Consider the following 16062-nt stretch of genomic DNA (forward strand, 5'->3'; position numbering starts at 1 on the left):
TCTGGCACCATGGCTGAATGATGTTTCGTGGTCGGCGGGTTGCTGCCGTATTGGCTCTTGCCTCGGTGGTAGCCGTCGTCTCTGGTTGTGTGCGGTCAGTGGAAGGTCAGGCGACGGCGGCGCGACCGTCCGAAACCGGCCTCAGTTGGGGGGACTGTGACGGCTTCACGCCGGAAAACACCACGGTGCCGGCCAGCACGGTGTGCTCGGAACTCGAGGTGCCTGTCGACTACGCCAAACCCGACGGCGCCAAGGCGCGCCTGGCGATCATCAAGTACCCGGCAAAGGGCAACAAGATCGGGTCGCTGCTGATGAACCCCGGCGGGCCGGGCCAATCGGGCATCGAGGCCGCAACGGCCATCGTCAAGCAGGTGCCCAGGGAGATCCGCGACAGCTTCGACTTCATCGGCTTCGATCCGCGTGGTGTGGGGTCCTCCACCCCGGCCGTCGAGTGCAACTCGGACCAAGACGTGGACCGCCTGCGCGCGCAGAACGACACCGACTACAGCCCCGAGGGTGTCGCCCGCATGGAGCAGGACTCCAAGGACTTCGTGAAGCGCTGCATCGACAAGGTGGGCCTGGAGTTCCTCGCCAACGTCGGCACGGTGAACGTCGCCAAAGATATGGATCGGCTTCGTGCCGCCCTCGGTGACGAAAAGCTGACCTACCTGGGCTATTCGTACGGCACCCGAATCGGCACCACGTACGCCGAGCAGTTCCCCCAGAATGTGCGGGCCCTCATCCTCGACGGGGTGATCGATCCCAACGCTGATCCCACCCAGGCCGATATCGACCAGATCGCGGGATTCCAAAAGGCTTTCGACAACTACGCGGCCGACTGCGCCAAGAGCCCCAGCTGTCCGCTGGGCACGGATCCCGCGCAGGCGACCGCGCGCTACCGGGCCATGATCGATCCGCTGGTCGAGCATCCGGCCAAGACCAAGGACGGCCGCGGCCTGTCCCACGGTGACGCCATCATCGGCACCATCATGGTGATGTACTCGCCCACGCTGTGGGAGGCGTTCACCAAGGCGCTGCGCCAGCTCAGCGAGGGGTCGGGTGACATCCTGCAGCTGCTCGCCGACGCGTACATGAAGCGCGACGAAGAGGGGCACTACAGCCACGCGCAGGATGCGCAGACCGCCATCAACTGTGTGGACGAACCACCGCAGACGGACCGCGCCAAGACCGTCGAGAAGGACCGGCGCATCCGTGAGGTGGCCCCGTTCCAGGACTTTGGCGCATTCACCGGCAACGCACCGCTGGGCGTGTGTGCGTTCTGGCCGGTACCGCCGACGAGCAAGCCGCACCCCATCAACGTGCCCGGCTTGCCCAAGCTGCTGGTGGTGTCCACCACGTTCGATCCGGCGACCCCGTACCAGGCGGGTGTTGAGCTGGCCAAACAACTCGGCGGAGGCCTGCTCACCTACGAGGGGACCAAGCACACCATTGTGTTCGACGGGAATCAGTGCGTCGACAAAGCGGCGGAGACATATCTCATCAAGGTCACGACTCCGGCCGAAGGCGCCCGCTGCTGATCCCTTTTGGCATCCGACATGGCACGATGTGGCCCATGATGCGGATGCGCCGAGCGTTGCCGGTGATTCTTTTGATGTTCTCGGCGGCCCTCCCTGCCATCCCCGCGGCCGCTGTGCCGTTGCCGGCACCGAGCCCGTCGCTGCAGGCGTTCTATGACCAGAAGGTCACCTGGGGCAGTTGCGACGGCTTCGTCAGTGACACCAGCCGCATCCCGACGGCCCGGTGCGCCAAGGTGAAGGTGCCCGTCAGCTACGACAAGCTGATGGGTGCGGTGGCAGAGCTCGCTGTGCTGAAGGTGCCCGCCACCGGAAAGCGCGTCGGCGCACTGCTGGTGAACCCGGGCGGGCCCGGGGGATCGGGCGTGGACCTGGCGGCCGGCATGGGCGCCAAGCTCGGCGAGAGTGCGGTCGGGCAGAGCTTCGACATCGTCGGGTTCGATCCGCGCGGTGTCGGCGGCTCCACCCCAACCCTGCGGTGCCGCACCGACGCCCAGTTCGACGCCTTCCGCAAGGAGCCGCTGGCCGACTACAGCCAGGCCGGGGTCGCCCACATCGAGGATGTGTACCGCCAGTACGTCAACGACTGCGCGAGCCGGATGGGACTGGACTTCCTTGCCAATGCCGGAACCGCTTCGGCGGCAAGGGATATGGATATCGTCCGGGCGGCAGTCGGCGATAACAAGCTGAACTACCTGGGTTACTCCTACGGCACCGAGCTGGGCACCCAGTACGCCGAGTACTTTCCGCAGAATGTGCGCACGATGGTCCTGGACGGCGCGATCGACCCGACCATCGATCCGGTCGAATCCAACGTCCGGCAGATGACCGGATTCCAGGTGGCGTTCAACGACTACGCGGCCGACTGCGCCAAGGACCCCAAGTGCCCGCTGGGCACCGACCCGTCGCAGGCCGTGAAGCGTTTTCACCAACTGATCGATCCGTTGGTCACCAAGCCCGCGAAGACCAACGACCCGCGCGGCCTGGGCTATCAGGACGCCATCACCGGCACCATCCAGGCGATGTACACACCGCGCTACTGGAAGTACCTCACCTCCGCCGGGTTGGCCGGGCTGGTCGATGGCAGCGGACCCGATGACCTGCTGTGGCTGGCCGACCAGTACCAGGAGCGCGACGACCAGGGGCGCTACGACAACCTGCAGGACGCCTTCAACTCGATCCGATGCGTCGACGGGCCGACCCCGCGGGACTCCGCTCCCTGGGTGGCCGCCGACAAACGACTTCGTGAGCAGGCGCCGTTCTCGAGCTACGGCACGTTCACCGGATACGCTCCGCGCGATTTGTGCGCGTTCTGGCCGGTGGCGCCGACATCGGCACCGCACACCCCGTCGACTCCCGGGCTTCCTCCGGTGGTGGTCATCTCCACCACCCACGACCCGGCGACGCCGTATGAGGCCGGTGTGGCGCTGGCGCAGCAATTGAACGGATCCCTCATCAGCTACGAGGGCACTCAGCACACCGTCGCGTTCAACGGAGAGGCATGTGTCGACGAGGCGGTCACGCGTTACTTCGTCGACGGCACGGTGCCTCCCAAGGACGTGCGGTGCTGAGCATCCGTGCCCGTGTACGCCGGATGTAATAGCCTCTGACCATGGATCGTCAGAAGGAATTCGTGCTGCGCACGCTGGAAGAACGCGATATCCGTTTTGTCCGGCTGTGGTTCACCGACGTGCTTGGCTACCTCAAGAGCGTGTCCATCGCGCCGGCCGAACTCGAAGGCGCCTTTGAAGAGGGCATCGGCTTCGACGGATCCTCCATCGAGGGCTTCGCCCGTGTCTCCGAATCGGACACCGTCGCGCACCCCGACCCGTCGACATTTCAGGTGCTGCCCTGGACCACCAGCGCCGGCAAGCACCACTCCGCGCGGATGTTCTGCGATATCAAGCTGCCCGACGGATCGCCGTCCTGGTCGGATCCGCGGCATGTGCTGCGTCGCCAGCTGGCCAAGGCAAGCGATTTGGGCTTCTCCTGCTACGTGCACCCGGAGATCGAGTTCTTCCTGCTGAAGAACTTGCCCGACGACGGCTCGGCGCCCATCCCGGCCGATGACGCGGGGTACTTCGACCAGGCCGTGCACGAGGCGGCGCCGAACTTCCGCCGGCATGCCATCGATGCGCTCGAATCCATGGGCATCTCCGTGGAATTCAGCCACCACGAGGGCGCGCCCGGCCAGCAGGAGATCGACCTGCGCTACGCCGACGCTCTGTCCATGGCGGACAACGTGATGACGTTCCGCAATGTGGTCAAGGAAGTGGCGATCATCGACGGTGTGCATGCCACCTTCATGCCCAAGCCGTTCAGCGATCACCCCGGCAGTGCGATGCATACCCACATGAGCCTGTTCGAGGGCGATACCAACGCATTCCACAATCCCGATGACCCGCTACAGCTTTCCAGCGTCGGTAAGTCGTTCATCGCGGGAATTCTGGAGCACGCCAACGAGATCAGCGCTGTCACCAACCAGTGGGTGAACTCGTACAAGCGCCTGGTACACGGTGGTGAGGCGCCCACGGCGGCATCCTGGGGTGCGGCCAACCGTTCGGCGCTGGTGCGGGTTCCGATGTACACGCCCAACAAGTCGTCCTCGCGCCGCATCGAGGTGCGCAGCCCCGACTCGGCCTGCAATCCGTACCTGACGTACGCGGTGCTGCTGGCCGCCGGGTTGCGTGGTGTGGAACAGGGTTACACGCTTGGGCCCGAGGCCGAGGACGATGTGTGGCAGCTGACCGCCGCGGAGCGTCAGGCCATGGGTTACAAGGAGCTGCCCAGCACGCTGGAGAACGCGCTCATCGCGATGGAGCGTTCCGAGCTGGTCGCAGAAGCCTTGGGAGAGCATGTCTTCGACTTCTTCCTCCGGAACAAGCGGGCCGAGTGGGCGCGCTACCGCAGCAATGTGACCCCGTTCGAGCTGCGGGCCTACTTGGGTCTCTGAGGTGACTCGAGCCTCCACCGAGCGTTCGAAGGTTCCCAGTGTCGGGAGGCTGGGGCTTGTCGATGCGCGGGCCGCGTCACTGCTCGAAGAGCTGGGTTGGACCACCGAGGCGCACGTCCCGCTGTTGTGGTCGTTGTCGAGGTCGCCCGACGCCGACGCCGCACTGCTCACCCTGATCCGGCTGCATGAGGAAATGGGCGCCGGCTGGGCGGCGCTGGATCGGGAGCTCGGCGCCGACACCGCACTGCGTGGGCGGATGCTGTCGGTGATCGGGTCTTCATTGGCGCTCGGCGATCACCTGGTGGCGCATCCGGACCGCTGGCAGCTGCTGGTCGGGGATATCGAACTCGAGTCCAAAGAGGCTCTCCAAGAACGATTCCTGGCGGCCGTGGGTGCGGTCGGGGGACGCGCCTCGGTATCCGAGGGCACCGCGATCTCGGCGTTGCGCGACGCCTATCGGGATCGGCTCCTGGTGCTCGCCGCACTCGATCTCGCGGCCACCGTCGAGAACGAACCGGTGTTGCCGTTCCCGGTGGTGGGCCAGCACCTGGCGGATCTGGCCGATGCCGCGCTGACGGCGGCACTGGCCGTTGCGGTGTCGCTGGTGGTGCCGGACGGGCAGGAGCCGCCCCGGCTCGCCGTCATCGCAATGGGCAAATGCGGTGCGCGCGAACTCAACTACGTCAGCGATGTCGACGTCATCTTTGTGGCCGAGGAGGCGGACTCGCTGACCACCCGCGTCGCCGGGGAGATGATGCGCATCGGCTCCAGCACCTTCTTCGAGGTGGACGCGGCACTGCGCCCGGAAGGTAAGGCCGGGGCACTGGTGCGCACCCTGGATTCTCATGTGGCCTACTACCGGCGCTGGGCCAAGACCTGGGAGTTCCAGGCGCTGCTGAAGGCGCGGCCCGCCGTCGGCGATCCCGAGCTGGGCAAGGCGTATATTGACGCCCTCATGCCGATGGTGTGGACCGCTTGCGAGCGTGAAGATTTCGTGTCTGAAGTGCAGGCCATGCGCCGCCGGGTGGAGTCGCTGGTGCCGGCGGACCTGCGCGAACGTGAGATCAAACTGGGCACCGGCGGGCTGCGTGACGTCGAATTCGCGGTGCAGCTGCTGCAGCTGGTGCACGGCCGGGTGGATGAGTCGCTGCACGTCGCCTCGACCATCGACGCCCTGGCGGCGCTGAGCGCGGGCGGCTACATCGGGCGCGACGACAGTGCGAATCTGACTGCCTCGTACGAGTTCTTGCGGCTACTGGAGCATCGGTTGCAGTTGCAGCGGCTCAAGCGCACCCACACCCTGCCGGCGCCGGAGGACACCGAGGCGATGCGCTGGCTGGCCCGGGCCGCCCACGTGCGCCCCGACGGGCAGAACGACGCGCTGGGGGTGCTGCGCGCCGAGATCAAGCGGCAGGCCGTACGGGTGTCTCGCCTGCACACGAAGCTGTTCTACCAACCGCTGCTGGAATCGGTCACCGAGTTCGACAAGGAAGCGCTGGGGCTGTCCAACGAGGCGGCGGTGCGTCAGCTCGCCGCCCTGGGTTACCAGCAGCCTCAGCATGCGCTCAGTCACCTGTCCGCGCTGACCAAGGAGGGCGGGCGCCGCGGGCGCATCCAAACGATCCTGCTACCAACACTTTTGGATTGGCTGGCGGACACTCCCGATCCGGATGCCGGACTGTTGGCCTATCGCCGGGTGAGCGAGGCGCTGGTCGACCAGACGTGGTACCTGCGCACGCTGCGCGACGAGGGCGCGGTGGCCAAGCGCCTCATGCGAATACTGGGCACCTCCGCCTATGTGCCGGACCTCATCATGCGCGCGCCCGAGGTGATCCAGCTGTATGCCGACGGGCCTAATGGGCCCAAACTTCTTGAGGCAGAACCTGTCTCGGTGGCGGGAGCGCTCATCGCGTCCTCGGCACGGCATGCCGATCCCGAGCGTGCGATCGGGGCGGCACGATCATTGCGGCGCCGGGAGCTGGCCCGGGTGGCCTCGGCGGATCTGTTGGGTCTGCTGGACGTGGTCGATGTCTGTGGCGCGCTGACCTCGGTGTGGGTGGCGGTGCTGCAGGCGGCCCTGGACGCCCTGATCAAGGGGAGTGTCCCCGAAGGGGACGAGGCTCCCGCGAGTATCGCCGTCATCGGGATGGGCCGGCTGGGCGGAGGCGAGCTGGGCTATGGATCCGATGCCGACGTGCTGTACGTGTGCGAGGCGCGCGGTGCCACCACCGACGACGAGGCTGTCCGCTGGTCGGCGACGATCGCCGAGAATCTGGGCAAGCTGCTGGGCGCGCCGAGCACCGATCCGCCGCTGCAGGTCGACACCGGGCTGCGTCCGGAGGGGCGCAATGGGCCGATGGTCCGCACCCTGGTGGCCTACGAGACCTATTACGCGCAGTGGGCACAGCCGTGGGAGGTGCAGGCGCTGCTGCGCGCGCACAGCGTCGCCGGCGATGCCGACCTGGGTCTGCGGTTCCTGCACATGATCGACAAGACGCGGTATCCGGCCGGTGGCATCGCCCTGGATGCGGTGCGCGAGATCCGCCGGATCAAGGCGCGGGTGGATGCCGAGCGGCTGCCCCGCGGCGCCGATCCGAACACCAACACCAAGCTGGGCCGTGGCGGGCTGGCCGACGTGGAGTGGACCGTGCAGCTGCTGCAGTTGCGCTACGCCCACGAACATCCGTCCCTGCACAGCACATCGACCCTGCAGACACTGCATGCCGCGGCCGAGGCCGGGCTCATCGAGGCCGAGGATGCCGAGCTGCTGCGCCAGGCGTGGCTGACTGCAACCAACGCGCGTAACGCGCTGGTGCTGGCGCGCGGTAAGCCCACCGACCAACTGCCAGGCCCCGGGCGGCTGCTCAATACCGTGGCGGCGGCCGCGGGCTGGCCGGACACCGACGGCGGCGAGTTTCTGGACAACTATCTGCGGGTGACCAGGCGCGCGAAAGCGGTCGTACAGCGCGTCTTTGGGGGGTAGCTTCTTGCGGGTCACGATCCCTTTCCGCGGATCCCAGTCCTTCAAGGAGCGGCCATGAAGTGCACATCGATCGTCGTGGGTCTTGGTGTTGTCGCCGGTGCTCTGGGCATGGCGGCGCCCGCCGCGGCGAAGCCGGGTGACTGCACCGTCTCCGAGGAGGCACGGCTCGATGCGGTGGAGGCGACCAAGCGCGCGGAGTATCTGGAACGCCATCCCGACGTCAACGCGGGGATCAGTGATGCCCTCAAGAACACCCCCGGCGACGGCGGTGCCAAGCATGAGGCCGTGCAGGCTTACCTCACGGCGAATCCGGCGGCCAGGGCGGACCTGGACGCGATCCGTCAGCCCGTGCAGGACTTCAAGAACCGCTGCTGGCCCGACGGTTAGGTGCTCGTCAAACCTCACGAATGTAATTTTCTCAGCGCTTCTCATGGTTTCTTAACGTTCGGGCCATGACCGTCCAACCAACGCTCGATAGCGTCCCGGACGAGCCGGCACGTCGTCGGCTGTAACGCTGAACAAGGAGTACTCCATGAAGTTCACCTCTGCTGTACTCAGCGGTGTCGTTGGTGCCGGCGCGGTCGCCAGCGCCCTGGCCTTCGCGGGTGCCGCTGGCGCAGCTCCCGGCCAGTGCACTGCCGCCGAGTTCGCCCGGACCCACTCGACCGTGTCGAGCCAGGTCGCGAGCTACCTGGACAAGAACCCGACGATCAACGACGGCATCACCAAGGCCGCCAAGGGCGCGCCCGAGGGCGAGCGCCGTGAAGCCATCAAGACCTACCTCGATGGTCAGCCCGCCGCCAAGGCCGAGCTCGACAAGATCCGTCAGCCGCTGACGAGCCTGAAGAACAGCTGTGGCGCGGACACCGATGACGCGGCCCCGGCAGCTCCTGCCGGACTGGTGGGCCAGCCCGCTGCGCCTGCCACCGAGAATGCCCCCGCTGAGCAGCCGCAGCAGCCGTGGAACCCCTTCGCGCCGCAGCAGCAGCCGGCTCAGGAAGTCGCGGAAACGGCCAATACGCAGCCGGCCGCGCCGGCCAAGCCGGCATCGCCGGCCGTCACCGCGGTGGTCGATCAGCAGGACGTCTAACAACACACTTAGACGGGCGGCCTAGCCTTAGGCAGCAATGACTCAGGAAACCCCCGCTCGTCACAAGGTGTTGATGGTCGATGACGACCCGGACGTTCGGAACTCGGTAGCCCGCGGGCTACGTCATTCGGGTTTCGACGTCCGGGTCGCTGTCGATGGCCGTGATGCGCTTACCCAGCTCGCGGCCGACGAACCCGACGCCCTGGTGCTCGATGTGCAGATGCCCGAGCTGGACGGGGTGGCGGTGGTTACCGCACTGCGGGCCCTGGGTAACGACATCCCCATCTGCGTCCTCAGCGCACGCGACACCGTCAACGACCGGATCGCCGGCCTGGAGGCCGGCGCCGATGACTATCTGACCAAACCCTTCGATCTCGGCGAGCTGGTGGCGCGCCTGCGTGCCCTCCTGCGCCGTCGCGGCGCCGGTGGCGGCGGTCTGGCCGCCTCCGCCATCACCGTCGGACAGATCACCGTGGACGTATCTCGCAGGCTGGTCTTCGCCAGCGGAGAACGCGTCGAGCTGAGTAAGCGCGAGTTCGATCTGCTGGTGGTGCTGGCCGAAAACACCGGTGTGGTGCTCAGCCGCGCCCGGCTGCTGGAACTGGTGTGGGGGTACGACTTTGACGTCGAGACCAATGTCGCCGACGTCTTTGTGAGCTATCTGCGCCGCAAACTGGAAACCGGAGGTGCCCCCCGTGTCATCCACACCGTCAGAGGTGTGGGGTACGTGATGAGGGAAGAGCCGTGAAACGCTCGCTTTCCCTGCGCACCAGGGTCGCGGTAGCGGCCTTCCTGGCCGCTGGCCTGGTTGTTGCCCTGATCGGCATCGTCGCTGGTATCGCGTTGGTGCGCAACGATACTCAACAGCTGGACCGCCGCCTCGACGTTCTCGTCGATGCGGTACAGGCCACCACCCGGCACGGGGACACCACCTTTGTGCTCACCGTCCGGGACTCCACAAGCGGTGGGCTGGTGATCTTCCGGGGTGTCGAGCTGCCGAGGCTGCCGCTGGGAACCGAGAACGTCAACGTCGGGGGTGTCACCTACCGTGTCCGGACTATCGAGAACCCCGAAGAGCAGACCGTGCTCTCGCTGGGAACCCGGGCGGACGCGGTACTGGTGAACCACCGCGGAATTCCGGTGTTCATCGCCCTTGGTGTGCTCTCGATGCTGCTGGCCGGCGGCTTCGCGTGGCTGTTCGCCGGGCGGGCGGTGCGGCCACTGCGTCAGCTCACCGAGCAGACCCGGCAGCTCGATACCGACGGCCTGCAGGTCGCCGCGGTGCGCGGTGCCCGGGAGTCCGAAGAACTTGCCGACGCCCTGACCGCCATGCTCGGGCGGGTCTCGGCGGCGCAGTCCGACACCACCAAATCGCTTCTGGCCGCCCGCGATTTCGCCGCCAGTGCCGCCCACGAGCTGCGCACCCCGCTCACCGCGATGCGCGCAGACCTGGACACCTTGCGCGCACATGACCTCTCGAATGAGGAACATTCCGAGGTGATCGGCGACCTGCAGCGCGCGCAACGCCGTGTCGAGGCCACCATTACGGCACTGGGGCAACTGGCCTCGGGAGACCTCGCCCGGCGTGAGGACCGTGAACTGGTGGACATCGCCGACCTGCTGGACCGGGTGGCAGCGGATGCGTTGATGCACCGTGCCGCCACGCCGGAGATCACCGTCAATTCCGACGACTGCGGCGTGGTGCTGGGCTGGCCGGACGGGCTGCGGCTGGCTGTCGACAACCTGGTGCGCAATGCCATCAACCATGGCGACGCCAAACACGTTGTGCTTTCCGCCAATCGGGTGGATGACCGGTTGGTCATCGAGGTCGATGACGACGGCACCGGGCTACCCGAGGCCGATCGGGAACGGGTGCTCGGGCGATTTGAGCGTGGACCCGGCGCCAAGCCCGGCGGGCTGGGATTGGGTCTGGCGCTTGTCGCGCAGCAGGCCGCGTTGCACGGGGGAGACGTGGTGCTGTCGGCCAGCCCGCTGGGCGGTCTGCGGGCGACGCTGACGATCTTGGCCGAATAGACCTGCCCGTCTAGTTCTTGCGGGACCCGTATTTGTCGAGCCACTCGCGGGCTTCCCCGGGCAGGTTCCCCGAGGCCTCGGCGGTCTTGCACCAACGCCGCACCATTTTGACCATGTTGGCGGGGTTGTAGGCGTCCTCTTGTTGCGACCACAGGCCGCCCCCGGCGTAGTGCAGCACGGTCAGGTTCGGCTCGCCCCAATGCTGGCCGTCACCGGGATCGCTCATCACGTTATCGATTTCGCAGACCACCCAACCCTTTTCGGGGTCGAAGACGGTCCAGGTGGCGGGCAGGCTGGGCATGTGGTTGCCGGGGAATTCCGCCATGACCGCGGTGATGTACTGCCGGATGGCCTCCTTGCCGTGCAGGCGACCCACCACGTGTTCGATGTAGAGGGCGTCCTCGGTGTACATCTCGGCATAGGGGTTCCAGTCGCCGGTTTCGATGCAGCGATGGACGGTGGCCTGGTGTTGCGTGAACGCTTCCTCGAGTTCGGCGCGGCTAAACGATGGCATGGCTAAGAGAGTGCCATAAGGTACCGTCCCTGAGGTGCGAGGACGGAGCGCCGTGGGGGCATTGGGCTGGCTGCTGAGCATCGTCGCCATGCTGGCTATCGCGTCCCGTTGGGTGCGCACAAGCTGGTCACCCCTGATCGGGCTGACCGCCGGCTGGCCCGTCACGTGTCTGCTGATGATCCTGGGGCTGTTGCTGTTCCTCGCAGTGCGGCAGTGGTGGGGCGTGTTGACGGCGACCGTCGTGATCGCGTTGCAGGTGCTTGCCATCGCACCGCTTTACCTGCCCGACAGCCACCCGCAGGGGACAACCGTCACGGTGCTGCAGACGAACCTGCGTTTCGGTGTCGGTGACGCCGGGGCGGTGGTGGCCGCGATTCACGAGCACGATGTGGGTGTGGTGACCGTTGACGAGCTCACCCCGGAAGCCCGGGCGAAACTCGTTGCCGCGGGAATTGATTCGGTGCTTCCTTATTCGTACACCATCGCCGAACCGAAGGCGGCTGGCACTGGAATCTGGAGTCGATACCCGCTGACCCCGGTGCATCAGGACGACCAGAGCTTTGCCATGCGGCAGATCTGGGCGGAGGCCGAGATCCCCGGAGTGGGGCCGGTCATGCTCGTCGCGGTGCACACCCGTCCGCCGGAGAAGGACATGAGTTCACCGGGCTGGCTCACCGAGCTGGACACCATTGGCCGTCAGTTGCAGGCACTGCGCCCCGATGTGAAAGTGATTGTCGGCGGCGACTTTAACGCGACCTACGACCACTTCGTGTTCCGGCAGATCCTCACGGGCGGTTTCGCCGACGCGGTGGATCAGGCCGGGGCCGGCTGGCTGCCGACCTGGCGCGAGGGGCGCTGGTACACCAGGCTGATCGGGATCGACCACGTACTGACCCGAGGGGCGGCCGCCACCTCGGTGAGTACTCAGGAGATCTACGGCACCGACCACCGGGCGCTCATCGCCACGGTGGTGGTGCCTAGCTCTTCTTGAGCGCCGCGTCGACCGAGAGCGATCCGCCGCCGGTGAACACCAAGAGGAAAAAGCCCCAGCAGAACAGGGCCGCCAGCTCGCCGTTGTTCTCGATGGGAAGCAGCCCGGCGGATTGGTGCTGGGTGAAGTAGGCAACCGCCATCGTTCCCGAGGCGATGAAGGCCGCTATCCGGGTTCCGGCGCCGAACAGAATCGCGACGCCGGTGAGGAACTCGACGGCACCTGCCCACCAGCCGAGTGACCACGACTCGACCGGGGGCATCGAAGCCAGGTCGGGCCAGCGGAACAGGATGGCGGTGCCGTGGACGGTGAACAGGAATCCGAAGACGATCCGGAACAACGACAGGACAACGGGCGTGGCGCCGTCGAGCTTGGCGACTGAGCTGGAGGTGCTGGAGGAGGCCATGGCCAGGATGCTAAACCAATTCGCGCGTAACGACTTAGCGCTTAGCGCGGGTAATGAATCGGTCGAGGGACAGCGACCCGCCGCCGGTGAACACTAGTAGCAGGAAGATCCAGCTGTAGAGAGCGGCGGCCTCCCCGTTGTTCTGGATCGGCAGCAGTCCCTCGGGCTGGTGGTAGCTGAAGTAGGCGACTGCCATCGCACCCGAGGACACGAACGCGGCGAATCTGGTGCCGAGCCCGAGGATGATCGCCGCTCCGCCAAGGAATTCGATGATGCCGGCCCACCAGGGCAGCGTGCCGACGGGTTGCAGGAACGAGGCGAGTGGCCAACCGAACAGGTGGGAGGTGCCGTGCAGGAAGAAGAGGAACCCGACCACGATCCGGAATGCCGACAGGGCGACCGGTGTCAGACCGGTGAGCTTGTTTTCGATATCAGCGAGAGCCATGCGTCTAACAATAGGACCATAGTCCGCTTTATTCCTGTCTACGCGTCGGCAACCGCGTTCACCAGCGTCTCTGCCGCGAGAAGGCCGAGGTTGTTGGACGCCAACGGGCTGTCGCCGGTGAGGAGCTTGCGGTCGGCGTGTGTTTGCCCGGTGATTCCGGTGTTGAGGATGGTGACACCTTGTTTACGCAGATTCTCTCCGACAAGCCACGGCATTTGTCCTGGGATGTAACCGATTTCGATGTTCACCCCAGTGTCCAGGCTGTCGGGGAAAACGCATAGGCTGTAGCCCCGGAAAGGCGAATCCTCGCGATCCAGGCCGGCGGCGAGCAATGCCCCCGGGCCGTGACACAAGGTGATGACGTACTTGTCGTACTCCAGCGCCCAGTCCAAGACCGTCCGGACTTCTTCGCTGTCTGGGATGCCCAGGAGCACGCCGTGGCCGCCCGGGATGAACACGGCGAGGTAATCCGAGTCGGGGCCCAGGCCCTCGGCAATGACATGGGAGAGCTTCTGGGGCTTCTTAAGTTGCGCGGAAAGCTCGGAGTAGGTGGTCAGGACGGCTTCGTCCTTGCGCGGCATCGCCCAGAGTTCAAGTTTGGCGGGGTTACCGGACACTGTGGCGACGTCGATCCCGAAGCCGGCGGCTTTGAGGTGATGCAGGGGGAGCAGCATCTCGACGGGGTGGTTACCGGTAGAGAACATCGTGCCGTTCTGCATCAGCATGTAGCGCTCTTCGGTAGCGATCATGAGGATCTTCCAGCGTCCACCGGTGTAGGCATTTTCGTAACGAACGCCGGCGAAGTCGGTCGTGGAGGGCACGTACTGGCTCAGCGAGTAGGGGGACGGGAAGTAGGCGTTGTCTTCGGCAGGGTCGGGGGCAGGGATTTTGCTCAGTTCGTCGGCTGCGTTCGGCACGGATTCCACGCTCCTCGAAAAGTTAGACGGGACATCTACTTTCAACCTACGTCGGTGCGAGGTATTCCGTGCCGCACAAATGACAAGGCCCCCGGGAAGATCCCGGGGGCCTTGACGATGTGCGGATTACACGGCTCTACACATCAAAGTAGAGGGCTACCTCGTACGGGTGAGGACGGATGTTGATCGGCTCGATCTCGTTCTCGCGCTTGAACGCGATCCAGGTCTCGATCAGATCGGAGGTGAAAACGCCACCCTCGGTGAGGTACTCGTGATCCTTCTCAAGGTTGTCGATCACGGTGGCCAGGTTGGTCGGGGCCTGTGGAATGTTGGCGGCCTCCTCCGGAGGCAGCTCGTACAGGTCCTTGTCGACGGGAGCCAACGGCTCGATCTTGTTCTTGATGCCGTCGATACCGGCCATCAGCATGGCCGCGAACGCCAGGTACGGGTTACCCGAGCTGTCCGGGCAGCGGAACTCGAGGCGCTTGGCCTTCGGGTTGTTACCGGTGATCGGGATGCGCACGCACGCCGACCGGTTGCGCTGGCTGTAGACCAGGTTGATCGGGGCCTCGTAGCCCGGCACCAGCCGCTTGTAGGAGTTCACCGTCGGGTTGGTGAACGCCAGCAGTGACGGGGCGTGGTGCAGGATGCCGCCGATGTAGTGGCGGGCCACATCCGAGAGCCCGGCGTACCCGGCCTCGTCGTGGAACAGCGGCTTGCCGTCCTTCCACAGGGACATGTGGGCGTGCATGCCCGATCCGTTGTCACCGAACAGCGGCTTGGGCATGAAGGTGACGGTCTTGCCGTTGGCCCATGCGGTGTTCTTGATGATGTATTTGAACAACAGCACGTCGTCGGCCGCGGCCAGCAGGGTGTTGAACTTGTAGTTGATCTCGGCCTGCCCGCCGGTGCCCACCTCGTGGTGACCGCGCTCCAGGGTGAATCCGGCGTTGATCAGGTTGGTGGTCATCTCGTCGCGCAGGTCGACGAAGTGGTCGTACGGGGCGACGGGGAAGTAGCCACCCTTGGGGCGCACCTTGTAGCCGCGGTTCGGGCTGCCGTCCTCCTCGTAAGGCTCGCCGGTGTTCCACCAGCCGGCCTCCGAGTCGATCTCGTAGAAGGTGCCGTTGATCTTCGAGTCGAAGCTGACCGAGTCGAAGATGTAGAACTCGGCCTCGGCGCCGAAGTAACAGGTGTCGGCGATACCGGTGCTGGTCAGGTACTGCTCGGCCTTGCGGGCCACGTTACGCGGGTCACGCGAGTAGGCCTCGCGGGTGAACGGGTCATGCACGAAGAAGTTGACGTTCAGCGTCTTGGCGGCGCGGAACGGGTCGATCTTGGCCGTCGAGATATCGGGCAGCAGGAGCATGTCGGATTCGTGGATCGACTGGAATCCGCGCACAGAGGACCCGTCGAAGCCGAGACCGTCTTCGAAGACGCTGGCATCGAAAGCAGATGCGGGGATGGAGAAGTGCTGCACGACGCCCGGCAGGTCACAGAACCTGACGTCCACGTACTCGACCTTCTCGTCGGCAATGAACTTGAATACCTCGTCGGGGCTACTGAACGCCATGCTTCTCCTTGTTTTTTCCTCTTGGGTCCACTGAAACCATGACCGCGCGACTGAACCTATGAAGCTGGTGTTGCCCGCCGGTCAACCATATGTTGCGCGGATGTTACGCGTAACCGCCAATTGGTTGGCCTTTACGCTGTGAGTATGGCGCGAGACCTGGGTTCATGGTTGTCGGGGCTTGGTTCGGTGCAGGGCGCGGGCAACTCTCGGTACTCCGGAGAGCAGCTCGGCCTGCCCGAGGCCGGTCCCGGATCGGCGGCACCGCTGGCGCGCCGGCTGCTGGCACTGCTGCTCGACTGGCTCATCGCCGGTGGCCTGGCGTTGCTGTTCGTCAAGGGAAATCTGTTGTCGCCCACGCTGTCCTCGGCGCAGCTGCTCACCTGGTTCGTCATCGGTGTGGTGGCGGTGCGGCTGTGGCGGTTCACCCCGGGCCAATACCTGGCGGGTGTACAGGTAGCGCCCGCCGATGGAACTAGCTCGGTGGGCATTGGCCGCGCGTTTGTCAGGAATCTGCTGATCACCGTGATCGTGCCGCCGCTCATCACCGATATCGACGGCCGCGGTCTGCATGACCGGGTGACCCGCACCGTCGTGATTCGTGTGCGATGAGCCGCTTGCGCG

The 16062-nt window shown here is 65.7% G+C and carries 15 protein-coding genes; 10 read left to right on the forward strand and 5 right to left on the reverse strand.

All coding sequences use genetic code 11. The annotated features are described in order from the left end of the window. Positions 1 to 20 precede the first annotated feature (20 nt). The 8 genes from B4400_RS21030 to B4400_RS21065 all read left to right on the forward strand — a co-directional run bounded on the left by B4400_RS21030 (position 21) and on the right by B4400_RS21065 (position 10595). Positions 21 to 1538 carry an alpha/beta hydrolase gene (locus tag B4400_RS21030; RefSeq protein ID WP_212566666.1) on the forward strand — a complete coding sequence of 506 codons (1518 nt, stop codon included), beginning with the start codon at positions 21 to 23 and terminating at the stop codon, positions 1536 to 1538. A 35-nt stretch (positions 1539 to 1573) separates the two neighbouring features. Further along, on the forward strand, positions 1574 to 3106 hold the full coding sequence (locus tag B4400_RS21035; RefSeq protein WP_078356033.1) for an alpha/beta hydrolase: 1533 nt from the start codon (positions 1574 to 1576) through the stop codon (positions 3104 to 3106). Positions 3107 to 3147: 41 nt separating this feature from the next. Continuing rightward, positions 3148 to 4488: a type I glutamate--ammonia ligase gene (gene glnA, locus B4400_RS21040; RefSeq protein ID WP_078291412.1), complete on the forward strand. Its 1341-nt coding sequence runs from the start codon at positions 3148 to 3150 to the stop codon at positions 4486 to 4488. Position 4489: 1 nt separating this feature from the next. Then, positions 4490 to 7471, forward strand: a complete 2982-nt coding sequence (locus B4400_RS21045) for a bifunctional [glutamine synthetase] adenylyltransferase/[glutamine synthetase]-adenylyl-L-tyrosine phosphorylase (RefSeq protein ID WP_078312604.1) — start codon at positions 4490 to 4492, stop codon at positions 7469 to 7471. A gap of 54 nt (positions 7472 to 7525) precedes the next feature. After that, positions 7526 to 7858, forward strand: coding sequence for a hemophore-related protein (locus B4400_RS21050; RefSeq protein ID WP_078312605.1), 333 nt, complete (start codon positions 7526 to 7528; stop codon positions 7856 to 7858). 145 nt (positions 7859 to 8003) lie between these two features. Next, positions 8004 to 8561, forward strand: coding sequence for a hemophore-related protein (locus B4400_RS21055; protein WP_078312606.1), 558 nt, complete (start codon positions 8004 to 8006; stop codon positions 8559 to 8561). A 67-nt stretch (positions 8562 to 8628) separates the two neighbouring features. Continuing rightward, entirely contained in the window at positions 8629 to 9309 is a 681-nt protein-coding gene (locus B4400_RS21060) for a response regulator transcription factor (RefSeq protein ID WP_286142374.1), read from the forward strand. Continuing rightward, the gene (locus B4400_RS21065) at positions 9306 to 10595 is read left to right on the forward strand and encodes a sensor histidine kinase (protein ID WP_078312608.1); all 1290 of its coding nucleotides are present in this window, start codon (positions 9306 to 9308) and stop codon (positions 10593 to 10595) included. The genes B4400_RS21060 and B4400_RS21065 overlap by 4 nt, the downstream gene beginning before the upstream one ends. A gap of 10 nt (positions 10596 to 10605) precedes the next feature. Here the strand turns inward: B4400_RS21065 and B4400_RS21070 are convergent, their stop codons facing one another. Next, a complete protein-coding gene (locus B4400_RS21070; RefSeq protein WP_078312609.1) occupies positions 10606 to 11109 on the reverse strand; it encodes a nuclear transport factor 2 family protein in 504 nt (167 codons plus the stop codon). 52 nt (positions 11110 to 11161) lie between these two features. Here B4400_RS21070 and B4400_RS21075 point away from each other — a divergent pair, with 52 nt between their 5' ends. Next, positions 11162 to 12100 carry an endonuclease/exonuclease/phosphatase family protein gene (locus B4400_RS21075; RefSeq protein WP_078312610.1) on the forward strand — a complete coding sequence of 313 codons (939 nt, stop codon included), beginning with the start codon at positions 11162 to 11164 and terminating at the stop codon, positions 12098 to 12100. Here B4400_RS21075 and B4400_RS21080 read toward each other — a convergent pair. From B4400_RS21080 to glnA (B4400_RS21095), 4 genes are all read right to left on the reverse strand, one after another. After that, positions 12087 to 12506, reverse strand: a complete 420-nt coding sequence (locus tag B4400_RS21080) for a DoxX family protein (protein ID WP_078312611.1) — start codon at positions 12504 to 12506, stop codon at positions 12087 to 12089. The genes B4400_RS21075 and B4400_RS21080 overlap by 14 nt on opposite strands. Positions 12507 to 12540: 34 nt before the next feature. Then, positions 12541 to 12951, reverse strand: coding sequence for a DoxX family protein (locus tag B4400_RS21085; protein WP_078312612.1), 411 nt, complete (start codon positions 12949 to 12951; stop codon positions 12541 to 12543). Positions 12952 to 12989: 38 nt separating this feature from the next. Further along, positions 12990 to 13868 carry a glyoxalase III HchA gene (gene hchA, locus B4400_RS21090; protein WP_078312648.1) on the reverse strand — a complete coding sequence of 293 codons (879 nt, stop codon included), beginning with the start codon at positions 13866 to 13868 and terminating at the stop codon, positions 12990 to 12992. Positions 13869 to 14004: 136 nt separating this feature from the next. Next, complete coding sequence (glnA, locus tag B4400_RS21095; RefSeq protein ID WP_030095429.1) at positions 14005 to 15441, reverse strand: type I glutamate--ammonia ligase; 1437 nt, start codon at positions 15439 to 15441, stop codon at positions 14005 to 14007. Between the two features lie 144 nt (positions 15442 to 15585). On the opposite strand from glnA (B4400_RS21095), the gene B4400_RS21100 reads away from it, so the two are divergent. Then, a complete protein-coding gene (locus tag B4400_RS21100; protein ID WP_078312613.1) occupies positions 15586 to 16050 on the forward strand; it encodes an RDD family protein in 465 nt (154 codons plus the stop codon). The last annotated feature ends 12 nt before the right edge of the window (positions 16051 to 16062 follow it).

It is taken from the genome of Mycobacterium sp. D16Q13 (assembly GCF_002013375.1).
Classification (GTDB): domain Bacteria; phylum Actinomycetota; class Actinomycetes; order Mycobacteriales; family Mycobacteriaceae; genus Mycobacterium.

What these genes read in the sequence shown, in the direction of transcription:
- B4400_RS21100 (WP_078312613.1), top strand. Translation starts at nt 15,586, where the DNA reads ATGGCGCGAGACCTGGGTTCATGGTTGTCGGGGCTTGGTTCGGTGCAG.
- glnA (WP_030095429.1), bottom strand. Translation starts at nt 15,441, where the DNA reads ATGGCGTTCAGTAGCCCCGACGAGGTATTCAAGTTCATTGCCGACGAG.
- B4400_RS21070 (WP_078312609.1), bottom strand. Translation starts at nt 11,109, where the DNA reads ATGCCATCGTTTAGCCGCGCCGAACTCGAGGAAGCGTTCACGCAACAC.
- B4400_RS21035 (WP_078356033.1), top strand. Translation starts at nt 1,574, where the DNA reads ATGATGCGGATGCGCCGAGCGTTGCCGGTGATTCTTTTGATGTTCTCG.
- B4400_RS21080 (WP_078312611.1), bottom strand. Translation starts at nt 12,506, where the DNA reads ATGGCCTCCTCCAGCACCTCCAGCTCAGTCGCCAAGCTCGACGGCGCC.
- B4400_RS21055 (WP_078312606.1), top strand. Translation starts at nt 8,004, where the DNA reads ATGAAGTTCACCTCTGCTGTACTCAGCGGTGTCGTTGGTGCCGGCGCG.
- B4400_RS21085 (WP_078312612.1), bottom strand. Translation starts at nt 12,951, where the DNA reads ATGGCTCTCGCTGATATCGAAAACAAGCTCACCGGTCTGACACCGGTC.
- B4400_RS21030 (WP_212566666.1), top strand. Translation starts at nt 21, where the DNA reads ATGTTTCGTGGTCGGCGGGTTGCTGCCGTATTGGCTCTTGCCTCGGTG.
- glnA (WP_078291412.1), top strand. Translation starts at nt 3,148, where the DNA reads ATGGATCGTCAGAAGGAATTCGTGCTGCGCACGCTGGAAGAACGCGAT.
- B4400_RS21050 (WP_078312605.1), top strand. Translation starts at nt 7,526, where the DNA reads ATGAAGTGCACATCGATCGTCGTGGGTCTTGGTGTTGTCGCCGGTGCT.